The organism is Pseudomonas sp. LjRoot277 (assembly GCF_964253845.1).
GTDB lineage: Bacteria > Pseudomonadota > Gammaproteobacteria > Pseudomonadales > Pseudomonadaceae > Aquipseudomonas.
The window spans coordinates 102,859-121,204 of sequence record NZ_CAXURI020000001.1 but is presented as its reverse complement, the minus strand read 5'-3'; the positions used below and the strand labels follow the sequence as shown (position 1 = coordinate 121,204).

Sequence of the window (18,346 nt, the reverse complement as noted above, 5' to 3'; positions counted from 1 at the left end):
GATTACTCGGCCATCGAAGAAGAACGGGAGGTAGGGATAGATGGAACCGGGTCATAACCACCGGGATTCCACGGATGACAGCGACCTAAACGACGAAAGGCCAGCCAGCCACCGCGCAGAAGGCCATGATTTTCTATGGCTTCATACGCGTAGCAGGAACAACTGGGGTAGAAACGACAGTGACTGGCCATCAGAGGACTAATGGCATAGCGATAAAACTGGATCGGAACGAGTGCCAGTTTACGCATCGGGACTGTCTACCCCTACAGTTTCGGTTTTGACTGCTGGTACCGGCGTGCTGCGTGCCAGACGCTTCCAGAGTTTGCCGAAATGCTGAATCAATTCGGGGTTTTCTACGTCACCCAAACCTTTGCGCGCGACGATAACGATGTCCCAACCGACCAGTAAATCCTGGTGCAGACGGAACGATTCGCGCATCAGACGTTTGAGGCGATTGCGCTCGACGGAGAGCTTTACGCTCTTTTTCCCGATAACCAGCCCGAGACGGGGGTGATCAAGATCGTTGTTGCGCGCAAGGAGCAGGAGATTTTTCCCCGGAACCTTGCCGGTAGGGGAGTCAAAGACTGCCTTGAAATGCCGGGGAGTAAGCAGACGCTTTTCCCGACTGAAGTCCTGACTCACCTCCAGTGCCGGCTTATCAAACTGCCAGACGCGCACGACCTTTGGCGCGACGACGCGACAGAACGGCACGACCGTTCTTGGTAGCCATGCGAGCACGGAAACCGTGGGTACGAGCGCGTTTGATAGTGCTTGGTTGGAAAGTACGTTTCATTGTCGTGTTACCTGGTTCGTCCACAACGGGCCGGAATGGCCCCCGTTTTAAGAGACCGGGGATTCTAGAGAAAGCAAGCCTCTAGGTCAATTTCCAACCAGCGTTTCCTTATAAATAGATCTCCAGACGTTTTTCCTGCCGAGCTCCCTGGCTAGATATAGAAATTAAGAAGGAAAGTATTTAAAGCTTTTCTGTAAAGCTTATAAAAGCTAGGGACACGATCATCTGTGGATAACTGCCATCAGCCCTTTAAAGTCGTGATGTACAGAGAATGACAACTACGGTGGAAAACGGTGGTAACCCTGTGCTGCGCTGTCGGATAAGCTGTGTGTGAAAGGGGTACTTATCCACAGGGTGGTTATCCACCGAGTTTCCCCCCCACTTGTACAACGACCTTAGACCCGGTTATCCACAGAGCTTATGCACAGACCGCTGGTCGTCTTTTTTTCGTATAAATCACTGATTCTTCATGGGAGGTGCACAACCTTCGTGTGGATAAGTCGGGGCTTGGTCGGCTACAATGGCGGCTTGTTTTTGCCTCACCGGCTTTCAACTTAGGGGATATCCGTGTCAGTGGAACTTTGGCAGCAGTGCGTGGAGCTTTTGCGCGATGAGCTGCCTGCCCAACAATTCAACACTTGGATCCGTCCACTACAGGTCGAAGCCGAAGGCGACGAGTTGCGTGTCTACGCACCGAATCGTTTTGTTCTCGACTGGGTCAACGAAAAGTACCTGGGCCGCGTCCTTGAACTGCTGGATGAGCATGGCAATGGCATGGCGCCGGCGTTGTCCTTATTAATAGGCAGCAAACGCAGTTCGGCACCGCGTGCCGCCCCGAATGCTCCGTTGGCCGCCGCTGCTTCACAGGCTCAGGTCGCTCAAGCACCTGTCAACGCTGCGCCGTCAGCCCAGGTAGCCGCTCCGACCAAGCGTGCGACGCAAAAAGTTGCCGAGGTAAATGAAGAGCCATCGCGCGACAGCTTCGACCCGATGGCCGGGGCCAGTTCGCAACAGGCACCGATTCGCGCCGAACAGCGTACGGTGCAGGTCGAAGGTGCGCTCAAGCACACCAGCTACCTGAACCGCACCTTCACCTTCGAAAACTTCGTCGAGGGCAAGTCCAACCAACTGGCCCGGGCTGCGGCCTGGCAAGTGGCGGACAACCCCAAGCATGGCTACAACCCGCTCTTCCTTTATGGCGGTGTCGGCTTGGGTAAAACCCACTTGATGCACGCGGTGGGTAACCACCTATTAAAAAAGAATCCGAATGCCAAGGTTGTGTACCTGCATTCCGAGCGGTTCGTGGCCGACATGGTCAAGGCCCTGCAGCTGAACGCCATCAACGAGTTCAAGCGCTTCTACCGTTCGGTGGATGCGTTGCTGATCGATGACATTCAGTTCTTCGCCCGCAAAGAACGTTCCCAGGAAGAGTTTTTCCACACCTTCAACGCCCTGCTTGAAGGTGGCCAGCAGGTCATTCTCACCAGTGACCGCTATCCGAAAGAAATCGAAGGCCTTGAAGAGCGCCTCAAATCCCGCTTCGGCTGGGGCCTGACGGTAGCCGTCGAGCCGCCGGAGCTGGAAACCCGCGTGGCGATCCTGATGAAAAAGGCCGATCAGGCCAAAGTCGATCTGCCCCATGATGCGGCGTTCTTCATCGCCCAGCGTATTCGCTCCAACGTCCGTGAGCTGGAAGGCGCGCTGAAACGCGTGATCGCCCACTCGCACTTCATGGGCCGCGACATCACCATCGAGCTGATTCGCGAATCCCTCAAAGACTTGTTGGCGCTGCAAGACAAACTGGTCTCTGTGGATAACATTCAGCGCACGGTCGCCGAGTACTACAAGATCAAGATCTCCGACCTGCTGTCCAAGCGTCGTTCACGCTCGGTCGCACGTCCGCGTCAGGTTGCAATGGCATTGTCCAAAGAGTTGACTAACCACAGCCTGCCGGAAATCGGCGATGTGTTTGGCGGCCGGGACCACACGACTGTTTTGCACGCCTGCCGCAAGATCAACGAGCTTAAGGAATCCGACGCGGACATCCGCGAGGACTACAAGAACCTGCTGCGTACACTGACCACTTGATGAACACCAGCGCAGCTTATTAAGGCAAGGGACTAGACCATGCATTTCACCATTCAACGCGAAGCCCTGTTGAAACCCCTGCAACTGGTCGCAGGCGTCGTCGAGCGCCGACAGACCTTGCCGGTGCTCTCCAACGTGCTGCTGGTTGTCGAAGGCCAGCAATTGTCGCTGACCGGTACCGACCTGGAAGTCGAGCTGGTCGGTCGTGTACAACTCGAAGAGCCTGCCGATCCAGGTTCCATCACTGTGCCTGCGCGCAAGCTGATGGATATCTGCAAAAGCTTGCCGAACGATGCGCTGATCGACATCAAGGTCGACGAGCAGAAGCTCGTGGTGAAGGCCGGCCGTAGCCGCTTCACCCTGTCGACCCTGCCGGCCAATGACTTCCCGACTGTGGAAGAAGGCCCCGGCTCGCTGACGTGCAGCCTTGAGCAAAGCAAACTGCGCCGTTTGATCGAACGCACCAGCTTCGCCATGGCCCAACAGGACGTGCGTTACTACCTCAACGGCATGCTGCTGGAAGTTTCCGAAGGCATCATCCGCGCCGTGGCCACCGACGGTCACCGTCTGGCCATGTGCTCGATGAAGGCCGATATCGGTCAGCCGGATCGTCACCAGGTGATCGTGCCGCGCAAGGGTATCCTTGAGCTGGCGCGTCTGCTGACCGAACCGGACGGCATCGTCAGCATCGTTCTGGGTCAACACCACATCCGCGCCACCACTGGCGAATTCACCTTTACCTCGAAACTGGTCGACGGCAAATTCCCTGACTACGAGCGCGTTCTGCCGAAAGGTGGCGACAAACTGGTCCTCGGTGATCGTCAGGCCCTGCGTGAAGCGTTCAGCCGTACCGCGATTCTGTCCAACGAGAAGTACCGCGGCATCCGTCTGCAACTGGCCAACGGTCAGCTGAAGATCCAGGCGAACAACCCTGAACAGGAAGAAGCGGAAGAAGAAGTGGGCGTCGAGTACAACGGCGGCAATCTGGAAATCGGCTTCAACGTGAGCTACCTGCTGGACGTGTTGGGCGTCATGACGACTGAGCAGGTTCGTCTGATCCTGTCCGACTCCAACAGCAGTGCGTTGGTGCAAGAGTCTGACAACGACGACTCGGCTTATGTTGTCATGCCGATGCGTCTGTAATCATGCTCAGCAGAAGCTAGATGTCTTTAAGTCGCGTCTCGGTCACCGCGGTGCGCAATCTGCACCCGGTGACCTTCTCCCCCTCCCCCCGAATCAACATTCTTTACGGCGCCAACGGCAGCGGCAAAACCAGTGTTCTGGAAGCCATTCATCTGCTGGGGCTTGCCCGTTCGTTTCGTAGCACCCGCCTGTTACCGGTCATCCAGTACGAGCAGCTCGCCTGTACGGTGTTTGGTCAGGTGGAGATGGCTGAGGGTGGGCACAGCGCCTTGGGGATCTCCCGCGACCGTCAAGGGGAGTTCCAGATTCGCATCGACGGGCAGAATGCCCGCAGCGCGGCGCAACTGGCGGAAATCCTGCCGCTGCAGTTGATCAACCCTGATAGCTTCCGGTTGCTGGAAGGCGCACCGAAGATTCGCCGTCAGTTTCTCGACTGGGGCGTGTTCCACGTGGAACCACGATTCATGTCCACCTGGCAGCGCTTGCAGAAGGCCCTGCGCCAGAGAAACTCTTGGCTGCGGCATGGTACACTTGACGCCGTTTCGCAAGCGGTTTGGGACAGGGAACTGTGCCAGGCCAGCGCTGAAATTGATGAATACCGCCGCGCTTATATCAAAGCCTTGAAACCAGTCTTTGAACAGACCTTGAGCGAACTGGTTGAGCTCGAGGGCTTAACGCTCAGCTATTACCGAGGTTGGGACAAAGACCGCGAGCTGAGTGCAGTGCTCGCCGGGTCCCTTCAGCGGGATCAGCAAATGGGTCATACCCAGGCCGGACCACAGCGCGCTGATTTGCGTCTTAGATTGGGCGCACACAACGCCGCGGACATCTTGTCTCGCGGTCAGCAGAAGCTGGTGGTCTGTGCATTGCGGATTGCCCAAGGGCACTTGGTCAGCCAGGCCCGACGCGGCCAGTGTATTTATCTGGTGGATGACCTGCCGTCCGAACTGGACGAACACCACCGCCGCGCGCTTTGCCGCTTGCTGGAAGACTTACGCTGCCAGGTGTTTATCACCTGTGTAGATCACGAATTATTGAGGGAAGGCTGGCAGACGGAAACGCCAGTCGCTCTGTTCCACGTGGAACAGGGCCGTATCACCCAGACCCACGACCATCGGGAGTGAAGGCATTGAGCGAAGAAAATACGTACGACTCAACGAGCATTAAAGTGCTGAAAGGCCTGGATGCCGTACGCAAACGTCCCGGTATGTACATTGGTGACACCGACGATGGTAGCGGTCTGCACCACATGGTCTTCGAGGTAGTCGACAACTCCATCGATGAAGCGCTCGCTGGCCACTGCGACGACATCAGCATCATCATCCACCCGGACGAATCCATCACCGTTCGCGACAACGGTCGTGGCATCCCGGTAGACGTGCACAAAGAAGAAGGCGTCTCGGCAGCCGAGGTCATCATGACCGTGCTGCACGCCGGCGGTAAGTTCGACGACAACTCCTACAAAGTATCCGGCGGCCTGCACGGTGTAGGTGTGTCGGTTGTGAACGCCCTGTCCGAAGAGCTGGTCTTGACCGTTCGCCGCAGCGGCAAGATCTGGGAACAGACCTACATTCACGGTGTTCCAAAAGAACCGATGAAAATTGTCGGTGAAAGCGAAACCACCGGGACCCAGATCCACTTCAAACCGTCCGACCTGACGTTCAAGAACATCCACTTCAGCTGGGACATCCTGGCCAAGCGGATTCGTGAACTGTCCTTCCTCAACTCCGGTGTCGGCATCGTCCTCAAGGATGAGCGCAGCGGCAAGGAGGAGCTGTTCAAGTACGAAGGTGGCTTGCGTGCGTTCGTTGAATACCTGAACACCAACAAGACCCCGGTCAACCAGGTGTTCCACTTCAACATCCAGCGCGAAGACGGCATCGGCGTGGAAATCGCCTTGCAGTGGAACGACAGCTTCAACGAGAACCTGTTGTGCTTCACCAACAATATTCCACAGCGCGATGGCGGTACTCACCTGGTGGGTTTCCGTTCCGCTCTGACGCGTAACCTGAACACCTACATCGAAGCCGAAGGTCTGGCGAAGAAGCACAAAGTCGCGACCACCGGTGACGATGCCCGTGAAGGCCTGACCGCGATCATCTCGGTAAAAGTGCCGGATCCGAAGTTCAGCTCCCAGACCAAAGACAAGCTGGTTTCTTCCGAAGTGAAGACCGCGGTCGAACAGGAAATGGGCAAGTACTTCTCCGACTTCCTGCTGGAAAACCCGAACGAAGCCAAGCTGGTCGTCGGCAAGATGATCGATGCGGCTCGCGCTCGTGAAGCGGCGCGTAAAGCCCGTGAGATGACACGTCGTAAAGGCGCGCTGGATATCGCCGGCCTGCCGGGCAAACTGGCTGACTGCCAGGAAAAAGACCCTGCCCTTTCCGAACTGTACCTCGTGGAAGGTGACTCTGCTGGCGGCTCCGCCAAGCAGGGACGCAACCGTCGGACCCAAGCCATCCTGCCTCTCAAGGGCAAGATCCTGAACGTCGAGAAGGCACGCTTCGACAAGATGATCTCTTCGCAAGAAGTGGGCACCTTGATTACCGCGCTGGGCTGCGGCATTGGCCGCGATGAGTACAACATCGCGAAGCTGCGTTACCACAACATCATCATCATGACCGATGCTGACGTCGACGGTTCGCACATCCGTACCCTGCTGCTGACCTTCTTCTTCCGTCAGTTGCCGGAGCTGATCGAGCGCGGCTACATCTACATCGCCCAGCCACCGCTGTACAAGGTCAAGAAGGGCAAGCAAGAGCAATACATCAAAGACGACGACGCCATGGAAGAGTACATGACGCAGTCGGCCCTGGAAGATGCGAGCCTGCACCTGAACGAGGACGCCCCGGGTATTTCCGGACCCGCCCTCGAGCGTCTGGTGAATGATTTCCGTCTGGTAATGAAGACGCTCAAGCGTCTGTCGCGCCTGTACCCACAGGAGCTGACCGAACACTTCATCTACCTGCCTGCCGTTAGCCTGGAGCAATTGTCCGATCACGCTGCGATGCAGGATTGGATGGCCCAGTACGAAGTTCGCCTGCGCACCGTCGAGAAGTCCGGCCTGGTTTACAAAGCCAGCCTGCGTGAAGACCGTGAACGTAACGTCTGGCTGCCTGAGGTCGAACTGATCTCCCACGGCTTGTCGAACTACGTCACCTTCAACCGCGACTTCTTCGGCAGCAACGATTACAAGACTGTTGTTTCTCTGGGCGCTCAACTGAGCACCTTGCTGGACGACGGCGCGTATATCCAGCGTGGCGAGCGCAAGAAGCCGGTCACCGAGTTCAAGGAAGCCCTTGAATGGCTGATGGCCGAAAGCACCAAGCGTCACACTATCCAGCGATACAAAGGTCTGGGTGAAATGAACCCGGATCAGCTGTGGGAAACCACCATGGACCCAAGCCAGCGCCGGATGCTCAAAGTGACCATCGAAGACGCCATTGGCGCGGATCAGATCTTCAACACCCTGATGGGTGATGCGGTCGAGCCTCGTCGTGACTTCATCGAAAGCAACGCCCTGGCGGTTTCCAACCTGGACTTCTGATCCAGCGAACCTGCCAAACGAAAAAGGCCAACGCTCAAGCGTTGGCCTTTTTTTATTGTCAGAAAGGTGCGTCCGTTTACTCGGTCATCGCTGCCACGCTCTCCAACGAAGATTGAAACACCTGAACCGAAGGCATAAAAAAACCGGCTATATCAGCCGGTTTTTTTACGTCCAAAAAAAACTTATGCACCTTTTTCGGTTTTTTATGGGTTTATAAAATATGTATATAAATCATAAACCTACGAACTAAATCCGACGCATTTCAAGAAAACGGTACACAGGTTATCCACAAAATCTCAGACAGCCACTTGATCGGTAGCAGTCGGGGCTTGCGGGGCGGGTGGCAGCGAACCCATTTCACGTTGCATCTGCTCGTTCCAGGTCTGGACCCGATCATTCAGCTCGGCAATCGCTCGCGGTCCGCTACCTTCGGCATACATTGGCGCGCCGATGATCACGGTAATGACGCCCTGCTTCTTCGCCCAACCGGTTTTCGGCCAGAACTTGCCAGCATTGTGCGCAATCGGCAGTACTGGAAGTGCGGCGTTGACGGCTAAAGCAGTACCACCCCGAGAGAACTTTCCGATGGTGCCGTAAGGAACGCGCGTTCCCTCTGGAAAGATCAGGACCCAGACGCCGTCTTTCAACAGTTCATCGCCCTTCTTCGCCACATGCTTGAGTGCCGCTTTCGGATTGTCGCGGTCGATGGCGATCGGTCGCAGCATGGCCATGGCCCAGCCGAAAAACGGAACGAAGAGCAGTTCGCGCTTAAGTACCTGGCTCAATGGCTCAAAGTAGGCGGACAGAAAGAACGTCTCCCACGTGCTCTGGTGGTTCGACTGAATCACGCAGGGCTGGTCGGGTACGTTCTCGGCGCCCTTCACTTCGTAGCTGATGCCCAGAAAGACTTTGCTCAGCCACAAGGCGCAGCGGCACCAGTACACATTGATGAAGCGATACCGCGCCTTGAACGGCAGAAAAGGCGCGATAAAAAAGCTCAGGCTGCACCAGAGCAAGGAACTGGTGCCCAGCAGCAGGTAAAAGAGGAAGGTTCTGATGGCCTGCAGTATCGACATGGCGACATTTACCGTTGCGGGCACTGCCCGCCTATTCAAGCGCACTTCCCTTTCATCCTTGGTCAGGAAAATCGAAGCGCACGACTTATTTAAGTGCAGTTGTGCACAAGTTCTGCGGCAATCGCCGCCAGATCGTCAAAAATCAAGGTGCCTGCCGGTAGGGTCTTGCCCAAAGTCTTTTCGCCTTTCCCGGTCTTTACCAAAACTGGCTGAGAATCGACGGCTTTGGCGGCCTCCAGGTCACCAAGGGTATCGCCGACGAACCAAAGATTTGTCAGCGATACGTTGTAATGCGCGGCGATGGTTTTCAACATCCCGGGTTTTGGTTTGCGGCAATCGCAGCCATCGTCCGGCCCGTGCGGGCAATAGACGATCAGCCCGACTTCACCGCCCTGCTCCGCCACCCGCTCGCGCAAGCGCTCGTGCATGGCGTCCAGGGTGGCGATGTCGTAATAGCCGCGAGCGATGCCCGACTGGTTGGTAGCCACTGCTACCGTCCAGCCGGCCTTGCTCAATTGCGCGATGGCTTCGATCGAACCCGGGAGCGGAATCCACTCCTCCACCGACTTGATGTAAGCGTCGGAGTCGTAATTGATCACCCCGTCCCGATCGAGAATCAGCAGTTTCAACAGCAGCCCCTCAACCCAGCAGCGAAATGTCGGCGACGCCGAGGAACAGCCCACGCAGGCGCGACAGCAGCGCATAACGGTTGGCGCGGACCTTGGCATCTTCTGCGTTGACCATCACGGCTTCGAAGAACGCATCCACTGGCTCGCGCAAGGCAGCCAGACGTGCCAGCGATTCGCTGTATTGACGCGCCGCAGCCATCGGCTGGACAGCCTGGTCAGCCTGCTGGATCGCCGAGTACAGGGAGAACTCGTTGGCGTTGTCGAAGTACTTGGCTTCAACGACCGAAGGAACAGAGCCTTCGACCTTGCTCAGCAAGTTCGAAACGCGCTTGTTCACGGCGGCCAGGGCAGCGGCTTCCGGCAATTTGCGGAAAGCTTCTACTGCTTGTACGCGCTGATCGAAGTCCAGCGCTGAACCCGGTTTCAGGGCACGCACCGACAGGTACGTCCCGACATCAACGCCTTCGTCTTCGTAACGGGCACGCAGACGGTCGAAGATGAATTCCAGCACCGAATCGTTGAGGCCGGCAACCTTGACCTTGGTACCGAATGCATTCACGGCGAAAGCCACGGCGTCGTTCAGGTCGAGGTCGAGCTTCTTGTCGATCAGGATGCGCAACACGCCGAGTGCAGCACGGCGCAAGGCGTACGGGTCTTTGCTACCGGTTGGCAGCATGCCGATACCGAAAATCCCCACCAGTGTGTCGAGCTTGTCAGCGATGGCCACGGCCGCACCGGTCAGGGTGGTCGGCAGTTCCGCACCGGCACCGCGCGGCATGTACTGCTCGTTCAGCGCCAGAGCGACTTCTTCCGGCTCGCCGTCGTTGAGGGCGTAGTAGTAACCGGCGACACCTTGCATCTCCGGGAACTCACCGACCATCTCGGTCGCCAGGTCGCACTTGGACAGCAGGCCTGCACGGGAAGCCCACGCGGCGTTGCCGCCAATGCGTTGGGCGATGAACGCAGCGAGTTTGGAAACGCGCTCGGCCTTGTCGTAGACGCTGCCGAGTTTTTCCTGGAACACCACGTTCTGCAGACGCAGGTTGAAGTCTTCGAGTTTCTGCTTCTTGTCTTGCTTGAAGAAGAACTCGGCGTCGGTCAGGCGTGGGCGAACCACTTTCTCGTTACCGGCGATGATCTGTTGCGGGTCTTTGCTTTCGATGTTGGCCACGGTAATGAAACGTGGCAGCAACTTGCCGTCGGCATCCAGCAGGCAGAAGTACTTCTGGTTGTCCTGCATGGTGGTGATCAGGGCTTCTTGCGGCACGTCGAGGAAACGTTCTTCGAACGAGCACACCAGCGGAACCGGCCATTCAACCAGCGCGGTCACTTCGTCGAGCAGCGCTGGGGGCACGATCGCCGTCCCTTCCTGCATAGTCGCCAGCTCTTCGACGCGCTTACTGATCAATTCGCGACGCTCGTTGGCGTCGGCCAATACGTAAGCGGCACGCAGGTCGGTCAGGTAGTTGGCCGGCGAGGTGATGCGCACGCTTTCCGGGTGATGGAAGCGGTGACCACGGGAATCGCGACCCGCCTTCTGGGCGAGGATGGTGCAATCGATGACCTGGTCACCGAGCAGCATCACCAGCCACTGGGTCGGACGAACGAACTCTTCCTTGCGAGCGCCCCAGCGCATGCGCTTGGGAATCGGCAGGTCGTTCAGGGAATCTTCGACGATGGTTGGCAGCAGGCTCGCAGTCGGCTTGCCGGCGATGCTTTGGCTGTAACGCAGTTTCGGGCCGCTCTGATCGATTTCGCTCAGGTCGACGCCGCACTTCTTGGCGAAGCCCAATGCCGCTTGAGTCGGATTGCCTTCGGCATCGAACGCGGCCTGACGTGGCGGGCCATCGAGGTTGATGCTGCGATCCGGCTGCTGAGTCGCCAGATCGGTGATCAGCACAGCCAGACGACGTGGCGCGGCGTAGACGGTTTTGGTCTCGTAGTTCAGGCCAGCGGCTTGCAGGCCTTTGTCGATACCGGCCAGGAACGCGTCGGCCAAGGTGTTCAGGGCTTTGGGTGGCAGTTCTTCGGTGCCCAGTTCAACCAGAAAATCTAGAGCACTCATTGTGCTGCCTCCAGCTTGGCCAGTACTTCGTCACGCAGGTCCGGGGTCGCCATCGGGAAGCCCAGCTTGGCGCGAGCCAGCAAGTAGGCTTGCGCAACGGAACGCGCCAGGGTGCGGACACGCAGAATGTATTGCTGACGCGCGGTCACCGAGATCGCCCGGCGAGCATCCAGCAGGTTGAAGGTATGGGAGGCCTTCAACACCATTTCGTAGCTTGGCAACGGCAGCGGCTGGTCGAGTTCGATCAGGCGCTTGGCTTCGCTTTCGTAGAAATCGAACAGTTCGAACAGCTTCTCGACGTTGGCGTGTTCGAAGTTATAGGTCGATTGCTCGACTTCGTTCTGGTGGAACACGTCGCCGTAGGTCACTTTGCCGAACGGGCCGTCAGCCCAGACCAGGTCGTAGACCGAGTCCACGCCTTGCAGGTACATGGCCAGACGCTCAAGACCGTAAGTGATCTCGCCGGTCACCGGGTAGCACTCAATGCCGCCCGCTTGCTGGAAGTAAGTGAACTGCGTCACTTCCATGCCGTTGAGCCAGACTTCCCAGCCCAGACCCCAGGCGCCCAGTGTTGGCGATTCCCAGTTGTCTTCAACGAAGCGAATGTCGTGGACCAGCGGGTCCAGGCCGACATGCTTGAGGGAGCCCAGGTACAGTTCCTGGAAGTTGTCCGGGTTCGGCTTCAGCACGACCTGGAACTGGTAGTAGTGCTGCAGACGGTTCGGGTTTTCGCCGTAGCGGCCGTCAGTCGGGCGACGACTGGGCTGCACATAAGCGGCGTTCCAGGTTTCCGGGCCAATGGCGCGCAGAAACGTGGCAGTGTGGAAAGTCCCGGCGCCTACTTCCATATCGTAGGGCTGAAGTACCACACAACCTTGCTCGGCCCAGTATTGCTGGAGGGCGAGGATCAAGTCTTGGAAGGTACGCACGGCTGGCGTAGGCTGGCTCACGAAATTCACCTGTTTCTTGGGCTGCGATTTAAAGAGCGGGAGTATACCCGATTCGGTCCTGCGCACGCCCCCTGGAGCCTTATGCCACGCTGCTTTTGGTGTTCCGAAGATCCGCTGTACATGGCTTATCACGATCAGGAGTGGGGCACGCCGCTACGCGATGCGCAGGGATTGTTCGAGTTGCTTTTGCTCGAAGGGTTCCAGGCCGGCCTTTCCTGGATCACCGTGCTGCGTAAACGTGAGCACTATCGTCAGGTGATGTTCGGCTTCGACGTACAGCGCGTGGCGCAGATGAGCGACGCCGAAATCGATGAATTGATGCTCGATCCGGGCATCATTCGCAATCGCCTCAAACTCAATGCGGCCCGGCGCAATGCCCAGGTCTGGCTGGCGCTGGAGGATCCGGTGGAGTTTCTCTGGTCCTTCGTCGACGGCAAGCCTGTGATCAACCATTTCAAGGACCGCAGCGAAGTGCCGGCCGTGACGCCGACCGCCGTGGAGATGAGCAAAGGCCTGAAAAAGGCCGGCTTCACATTCGTCGGCCCGACTATTTGTTACGCGCTGATGCAGGCCTCGGGCATGGTCATGGACCACACCCAGGATTGCGATCGCTACGCGGCGCTGGCGAACGGCGGTTAGAATAGCCGCCTCGCGCACAGCACAAGATCAGGAGTGACCTGTGGATAAGTTTAAAGGCGCCTTGCTGGTAGGCGCTCTGCGGCTGTTTGCCCTGCTCCCGTGGCGGGCAGTGCAGGCAGTGGGCTCGGTCATCGGCTGGGTCATGTGGAAAACCCCTAACCGTTCCCGCGATGTGGTGCGGATCAATCTCGCCAAGTGTTTCCCGGATATGGACCCGGCCGAGCGTGAGCGTCTGGTAGGCCAGAGCCTGAAAGACATCGGCAAGTCCCTGACCGAAAGTGCCTGCGCCTGGATCTGGCCGGCCCAGCGCTCCATCGACCTGGTGCGTGAAGTCGAAGGTCTCGACGTATTAAAGGACGCCCTCGCCTCCGGCAAAGGGGTCGTCGGTATCACCAGTCACCTGGGCAACTGGGAAGTGTTGAACCACTTCTATTGCAACCAGTGCAAACCGATCATCTTTTATCGTCCGCCAAAGCTGAAGGCTGTGGATGATTTGCTGCGCAAGCAGCGGGTGCAATTGGGCAACCGGGTGGCCGCTTCCACCAAGGAAGGCATCCTCAGCATCATCAAGGAAGTGCGCAAAGGTGGTGCAGTGGGCATTCCCGCTGACCCGGAACCGTCCGAATCCGCCGGGATTTTCGTGCCGTTCTTCGCCACCCAGGCCCTGACCAGCAAGTTCGTACCGAATATGCTGGCCGGCGGCAAAGCGGTCGGCGTGTTCCTGCATGCGCTACGTCTGCCCGACGGTTCGGGTTACAAAGTGATCCTCGAAGCCGCGCCAGAAGCCATGTACAGCACCGATACCGAGACGTCCTGCGCGGCCATGAGCCAGGTGGTCGAGCGCTATGTGCGGGCGTATCCGAGCCAGTACATGTGGAGCATGAAGCGCTTCAAGAAGCGTCCGCCGGGTGAAGAACGCTGGTACTGAGTTGATTGGCATGATCTGTGGATAACCGTGAGTCCAGGGTTATCCACACCGTTCAATTAAGGGCGCAGAAGATGTCCGAACACCGCAAATCGTTTCGCATCAAGATCAGTCACCACAGCTTCGGCGAATGCCTGGGCCAGACGCGTAACCTTTCGACGACAGGCGTCTACGTCAAGCATCCGGGCTTGTCGGCATTGCCCAAGGGCGCGGTGGTTTACGGTCAAGTGCAAGACTTACCCACAGGCGCGCCGCGGGTGCGCATGGAAGTGGTGCTGGTGGATGCCGAGGGCATTGGCCTGCGCTACCTCTGATCAGTGAGCCTGACGCTCAAGCTTCTTCAGAAACACGGTCATTTCCTTTTCGGCCTGCTTGTCGCCATGGGCGCGAGCGGCTTCCAGGCCCTGTTCCCACGCCTGACGTGCGGATGCGAAATCCTTCAGCCCCAGATGGGCCTTGCCCAATAGCTTCCAGGCGGCTGAGTACTTCGGATCGAATTCGACGCAACGTTGGAAATGCTCAGCGGCCTTGGCGTTTTCCCCAAGATCCAGATAACCCTTGCCCAGACCGAAGCGCAGCAATGAGTTATCCACACCCTTGGCGAGCATTTTTTCCAGGGATTCGAGCATTGGGTGGATTCCTTGTTGAGGTGAATCAGGGAAGGATTTTTTTCTGAGAGACCGCCTTCGCGAGCAAGCCCGCTCCCACATTGAATCGTCTTCGTACACAAAATTAATGTCCACTGAAGATCTAATGTGGGAGCGGCGGTGCGACGATTCGACTTGCTCGCGAAGGGGCCAGTCTGCCCAGTGCAAACTCCGGATCAGAAGAAGCTGAGTCCCACATGGAACAGCTTTTCCACATCCCGAATATGCTTCTTATCCACAAGGAATAGAATCACATGGTCGCCGGCCGCGATCACCGTGTCGTCGTGGGCAATGATCACTTCTTCGTCACGGATGATCGCGCCGATGGTGGTGCCCGGCGGCAAGCCAATGTTCTCAATGCACTTGCCGATGACCTTACTCGACTTTTCATCACCGTGGGCAATCGCCTCGATGGCTTCCGCCGCGCCCCGGCGCAATGAGTGCACGCTGACGATATCGCCGCGACGTACGTGGGCCAGCAAGGTGCCGATGGTCGCCAATTGCGGGCTGATGGCGATGTCGATGTCGCCGCCCTGGATCAGGTCGACGTAGGCCGGGTTGTTGATGATGGTCATCACCTTCTTCGCGCCCAGGCGCTTAGCCAGCAGCGAGGACATGATGTTGGCTTCGTCGTCGTTGGTCAGCGCCAGGAAAAGGTCGGCGTCGGCGATGTTCTCTTCCATTAGCAAGTCGCGGTCGGAGGCACTGCCCTGCAACACCACGGTGCTGTCGAGGGTGTCCGAGAGATGGCGGCAGCGGGCCGGGTTCATCTCGATGATCTTCACTTGGTAACGGCTTTCGATGGCCTCGGCCAGACGTTCACCAATCTGCCCGCCGCCAGCGATGACGATGCGTTTGTAGCTCTCATCGAGGCGGCGCATTTCGCTCATCACCGCGCGAATATTCGCCTTGGCGGCGATGAAAAAGACTTCGTCGTCAGCCTCGATCACCGTATCGCCCTGCGGCAAGATCGGCCGATCACGACGGAAAATCGCCGCGACACGGGTTTCGACATTCGGCATGTGCTCGCGCAACTGGCGCAGTTGCTGGCCCACCAGCGGGCCGCCGTAGTACGCCTTGACCGCCACCAATTGGGCTTTGCCTTCGGCGAAGTCGATCACCTGCAAGGCGCCCGGATGCTGGATCAGGCGCTTGATGTAATTGGTGACCACTTGCTCCGGGCTGATCAGCACGTCCACCGGAATCGCTTCGTTGTCGAACAGCTCGGAGCGAGTCAGGTAGGCGGCTTCGCGAACCCGGGCGATTTTGGTCGGCGTGTGGAACAGGGTGTGGGCAACCTGGCAGGCAACCATGTTGGTTTCGTCGCTGTTGGTCACCGCCACCAGCATGTCGGCGTCGTCTGCGCCGGCCTGACGCAGCACCGTCGGCAGCGAGCCGCGGCCCTGCACGGTGCGGATGTCCAGCCGATCGCCGAGGTCACGCAGGCGTTCGCCGTCGGTGTCGACCACGGTGATGTCGTTGGCCTCGCTGGCCAAGTGTTCTGCCAGCGAACCGCCGACCTGCCCTGCGCCGAGGATGATGATTTTCATCCAGTCACTCCCTTAAAACCCATTAACCGCGCGCTACGGCGATCTTGATCAGCTTGGCGTAGTAGAACCCGTCGTGGCCGCCTTCCTGGGCCAGCAATTGGCGACCGTGAGGTTGCTTGATGCCGGCTTGAGTGGCGAGGTCCAGTTCACGGGCGCCCGGCGTGCGAGCGAGGAAGGCTTCGATGACTTCGGTGTTCTCGGTCGGCAGCGTGGAGCAGGTGGCGTAAAGCAGGATGCCGCCGACCTCCAAAGTTATCCACATGGCATCGAGCAGTTCACCCTGGAGAACCGCGAGTGCGGCGATGTCATCGGGTTGGCGAGTCAGCTTGATGTCCGGGTGACGACGAATCACACCGGTGGCCGAGCATGGCGCGTCCAGCAGAATGCGCTGGAACGGCTTGCCATCCCACCAGGTCGCGGTGTCGCGGCCGTCGGCGGCGATCAGTTCGGCGCTCAGGCCCAGGCGGGCGAGGTTTTCCCGTACCCGCACCAGACGCTTGGCTTCCAGGTCCACCGCCACCACACCGGCGAGTGCCGGCTCGGCTTCAAGGATGTGGCAGGTCTTTCCTCCCGGTGCACAGCAGGCGTCCAGCACCCGTTGGCCCGGTGCCAGGTCGAGCAGATCGGCGGCCAGTTGCGCGGCTTCGTCCTGCACGCTGATCCAGCCTTCGGCGAAACCCGGCAAGCTGCGCACGTCGGCAGCGGCGTCGAGAATGATGCCGTCCTGACTGTAAACACACGGCGTGGCGGCGATGCCGGCGTCAGTCAGCAACCCGAGGTAAGCATCGCGGCTGTGATGACGACGGTTGACCCGCAGGATCATCGGCGGATGCGCGTTGTTCGCTGCGCAAATGGCTTCCCACTGCTCAGGCCAAAACGCCTTGAGGGATTTTTGCAGCCAGCGCGGGTGGGCAGTGCGCACCACCGGATCGTGTTCCAGCTCGGCCAGCAGCGCTTCGCTTTCACGCTGGGCGCGGCGCAGCACGGCGTTGAGCAAGGCCTTGGCCCAGGGTTTTTTCAGCTTGTCGGCGCAACCCACGGTTTCACCGATGGCGGCGTGGGCCGGAACCCGGGTGTAGAGCAGTTGATAGAGACCAACCAGCAGCAGCGCTTCGACATCGGCGTCGGCTGCCTTGAACGGCTTCTGCAGCAACTTGGCCGCCAGTGCCGACAAACGCGGCTGCCAGCGAGCGGTGCCGAACGCCAGGTCTTGGGTGAAGCCGCGATCACGGTCTTCAACCTTGTCCATTTGTGTCGGCAGGGAACTGTTGAGTGAGGCTTTTCCGTTAAGAACAGCGGCGAGTGCCTTGGCGGCGGCCAGACGTGGATTCATTGAGCGTCCGCCGCTTGACCGAGAGCGGTACCGACGGCGAATTTCTCACGACGGCTGTTGAACAAGTCGCTGAAGTTCAGCGCCTTGCCGCCGGGCAATTGCAGACGAGTCAGACACAGGGCTTCTTCACCGCAGGCGACGATCAAACCGTCCTTGCTGGCGCTGAGGATTTCCCCCGGTGCGCCCTGCCCTTCGGCGAGGCTCGCAGCCAGCACTTTCAGCGCTTCGCCATTTAGCGTGCTGTGGCAGATCGGCCATGGATTGAAGGCGCGGACCAGACGTTCCAGCTCAACCGCCGGGCGGCTCCAGTCGATGCGCGCTTCATCTTTGTTCAATTTGTGAGCATAAGTGGCGAGGCTGTCGTCCTGCACTTCGCCTTCCAGCGTGCCGGCGGCGAGGCCGGCGATCGCCTGAATCACCGCTGGCGGGCCCATTTCCGCCAGACGGTCGTGGAGGCTGCCGCCGGTGTCTTCACCGGTGATCGGGGTGGTGACTTTCAGCAGCATCGGCCCGGTGTCGAGGCCCAGTTCCATGCGCATCACGGTCACGCCGCTCTCGTTGTCGCCCGCTTCAACGGCGCGCTGGATCGGCGCCGCTCCGCGCCAGCGTGGCAGCAAGGAGGCGTGGCTGTTGATGCAACCCAAACGCGGAATATCCAGCACCACTTGCGGCAGGATCAGGCCGTAGGCGACCACCACCAGCAAGTCCGGCTTGAGCGCGGCCAGTTCAGCCTGAGCGTCTTCGTTGCGCAGGGTTGGCGGTTGTAGCACAGGAATGTTGTTTTCCAGAGCCAACTGCTTGACTGGGCTTGGCATCAGTTTTTGCCCGCGACCCGCCGGACGGTCCGGTTGGGTGTAGACCGCGACGATCTCGTAAGGGCTGTCGAGCAGGGCCTTGAGGTGTTCGGCGGCGAATTCCGGGGTGCCGGCAAAGACGATGCGCAGTGGCTCAGTCATTCAAA

18 protein-coding genes are annotated in these 18,346 nt (G+C 58.8%); 7 read left to right on the top strand and 11 right to left on the bottom strand.

Annotated elements, in window-relative coordinates:
• Positions 1-2: 2 nt before the first annotated feature.
• From yidD to rpmH, 3 genes are read right to left on the bottom strand one after another with little or no spacing between them, the layout of a single operon-like run.
• Positions 3-248: a membrane protein insertion efficiency factor YidD gene (gene yidD, locus ACSQ87_RS00595; RefSeq protein WP_074872215.1), complete on the bottom strand. Its 246-nt coding sequence runs from the start codon at positions 246-248 to the stop codon at positions 3-5.
• The gene (rnpA, locus tag ACSQ87_RS00590; protein WP_223431380.1) at positions 241-642 is read right to left on the bottom strand and encodes a ribonuclease P protein component; all 402 of its coding nucleotides are present in this window, start codon (positions 640-642) and stop codon (positions 241-243) included. The genes yidD and rnpA overlap by 8 nt, the downstream gene beginning before the upstream one ends.
• A gap of 16 nt (positions 643-658) precedes the next feature.
• Positions 659-793 carry a 50S ribosomal protein L34 gene (rpmH, locus tag ACSQ87_RS00585; RefSeq protein WP_003213577.1) on the bottom strand — a complete coding sequence of 45 codons (135 nt, stop codon included), beginning with the start codon at positions 791-793 and terminating at the stop codon, positions 659-661.
• Between the two features lie 567 nt (positions 794-1,360).
• Here rpmH and dnaA point away from each other — a divergent pair.
• Genes dnaA through gyrB form a run of 4 tightly spaced genes read left to right on the top strand, consistent with a single transcriptional unit; the run spans position 1,361 to position 7,571 of the window.
• Positions 1,361-2,881: a chromosomal replication initiator protein DnaA gene (gene dnaA, locus ACSQ87_RS00580; protein ID WP_223431356.1), complete on the top strand. Its 1,521-nt coding sequence runs from the start codon at positions 1,361-1,363 to the stop codon at positions 2,879-2,881.
• Positions 2,882-2,920: 39 nt separating this feature from the next.
• Positions 2,921-4,024 (top strand): DNA polymerase III subunit beta, encoded by a 1,104-nt coding sequence (gene dnaN, locus ACSQ87_RS00575; RefSeq protein WP_008155702.1) that lies wholly within the window; start codon positions 2,921-2,923, stop codon positions 4,022-4,024.
• A 20-nt stretch (positions 4,025-4,044) separates the two neighbouring features.
• Entirely contained in the window at positions 4,045-5,148 is a 1,104-nt protein-coding gene (gene recF, locus ACSQ87_RS00570) for a DNA replication/repair protein RecF (RefSeq protein WP_056738504.1), read from the top strand.
• Between the two features lie 5 nt (positions 5,149-5,153).
• Positions 5,154-7,571 (top strand): DNA topoisomerase (ATP-hydrolyzing) subunit B, encoded by a 2,418-nt coding sequence (gene gyrB, locus ACSQ87_RS00565; protein WP_223431357.1) that lies wholly within the window; start codon positions 5,154-5,156, stop codon positions 7,569-7,571.
• 296 nt (positions 7,572-7,867) lie between these two features.
• Here gyrB and ACSQ87_RS00560 read toward each other — a convergent pair whose 3' ends face one another.
• The 4 genes from ACSQ87_RS00560 to glyQ all read right to left on the bottom strand — a co-directional run bounded on the left by ACSQ87_RS00560 (position 7,868) and on the right by glyQ (position 12,291).
• Complete coding sequence (locus ACSQ87_RS00560; RefSeq protein WP_223431358.1) at positions 7,868-8,647, bottom strand: lysophospholipid acyltransferase family protein; 780 nt, start codon at positions 8,645-8,647, stop codon at positions 7,868-7,870.
• A gap of 89 nt (positions 8,648-8,736) precedes the next feature.
• On the bottom strand, positions 8,737-9,282 hold the full coding sequence (gmhB, locus tag ACSQ87_RS00555; protein WP_223431381.1) for a D-glycero-beta-D-manno-heptose 1,7-bisphosphate 7-phosphatase: 546 nt from the start codon (positions 9,280-9,282) through the stop codon (positions 8,737-8,739).
• A 4-nt stretch (positions 9,283-9,286) separates the two neighbouring features.
• Entirely contained in the window at positions 9,287-11,341 is a 2,055-nt protein-coding gene (glyS, locus tag ACSQ87_RS00550) for a glycine--tRNA ligase subunit beta (RefSeq protein ID WP_436273151.1), read from the bottom strand.
• Positions 11,338-12,291 carry a glycine--tRNA ligase subunit alpha gene (gene glyQ, locus ACSQ87_RS00545; protein ID WP_003213601.1) on the bottom strand — a complete coding sequence of 318 codons (954 nt, stop codon included), beginning with the start codon at positions 12,289-12,291 and terminating at the stop codon, positions 11,338-11,340. The genes glyS and glyQ overlap by 4 nt, the downstream gene beginning before the upstream one ends.
• 81 nt (positions 12,292-12,372) lie before the next feature.
• Here glyQ and ACSQ87_RS00540 point away from each other — a divergent pair, with 81 nt between their 5' ends.
• The 3 genes from ACSQ87_RS00540 to ACSQ87_RS00530 all read left to right on the top strand — a co-directional run bounded on the left by ACSQ87_RS00540 (position 12,373) and on the right by ACSQ87_RS00530 (position 14,169).
• A complete protein-coding gene (locus ACSQ87_RS00540) occupies positions 12,373-12,930 on the top strand; it encodes a DNA-3-methyladenine glycosylase I (protein ID WP_436273150.1) in 558 nt (185 codons plus the stop codon).
• Between the two features lie 40 nt (positions 12,931-12,970).
• Complete coding sequence (locus tag ACSQ87_RS00535; RefSeq protein WP_223431360.1) at positions 12,971-13,858, top strand: lysophospholipid acyltransferase; 888 nt, start codon at positions 12,971-12,973, stop codon at positions 13,856-13,858.
• A gap of 71 nt (positions 13,859-13,929) precedes the next feature.
• Positions 13,930-14,169, top strand: a complete 240-nt coding sequence (locus ACSQ87_RS00530; RefSeq protein ID WP_008155688.1) for a PilZ domain-containing protein — start codon at positions 13,930-13,932, stop codon at positions 14,167-14,169.
• On the opposite strand, the gene ACSQ87_RS00525 is transcribed toward ACSQ87_RS00530, so the two are convergent.
• From ACSQ87_RS00525 to fmt, 4 genes are all read right to left on the bottom strand, one after another.
• Positions 14,170-14,484 (bottom strand): tetratricopeptide repeat protein, encoded by a 315-nt coding sequence (locus ACSQ87_RS00525; RefSeq protein WP_223431361.1) that lies wholly within the window; start codon positions 14,482-14,484, stop codon positions 14,170-14,172.
• A gap of 194 nt (positions 14,485-14,678) precedes the next feature.
• The gene (trkA, locus tag ACSQ87_RS00520; protein WP_436273149.1) at positions 14,679-16,052 is read right to left on the bottom strand and encodes a Trk system potassium transporter TrkA; all 1,374 of its coding nucleotides are present in this window, start codon (positions 16,050-16,052) and stop codon (positions 14,679-14,681) included.
• A 22-nt stretch (positions 16,053-16,074) separates the two neighbouring features.
• Positions 16,075-17,385: a 16S rRNA (cytosine(967)-C(5))-methyltransferase RsmB gene (gene rsmB, locus ACSQ87_RS00515; protein WP_436273148.1), complete on the bottom strand. Its 1,311-nt coding sequence runs from the start codon at positions 17,383-17,385 to the stop codon at positions 16,075-16,077.
• Positions 17,382-18,341, bottom strand: coding sequence for a methionyl-tRNA formyltransferase (gene fmt / locus ACSQ87_RS00510; RefSeq protein WP_436273147.1), 960 nt, complete (start codon positions 18,339-18,341; stop codon positions 17,382-17,384). Before fmt ends, rsmB begins: the two co-directional genes overlap by 4 nt.
• Between the last annotated feature and the right edge of the window lie 5 nt (positions 18,342-18,346).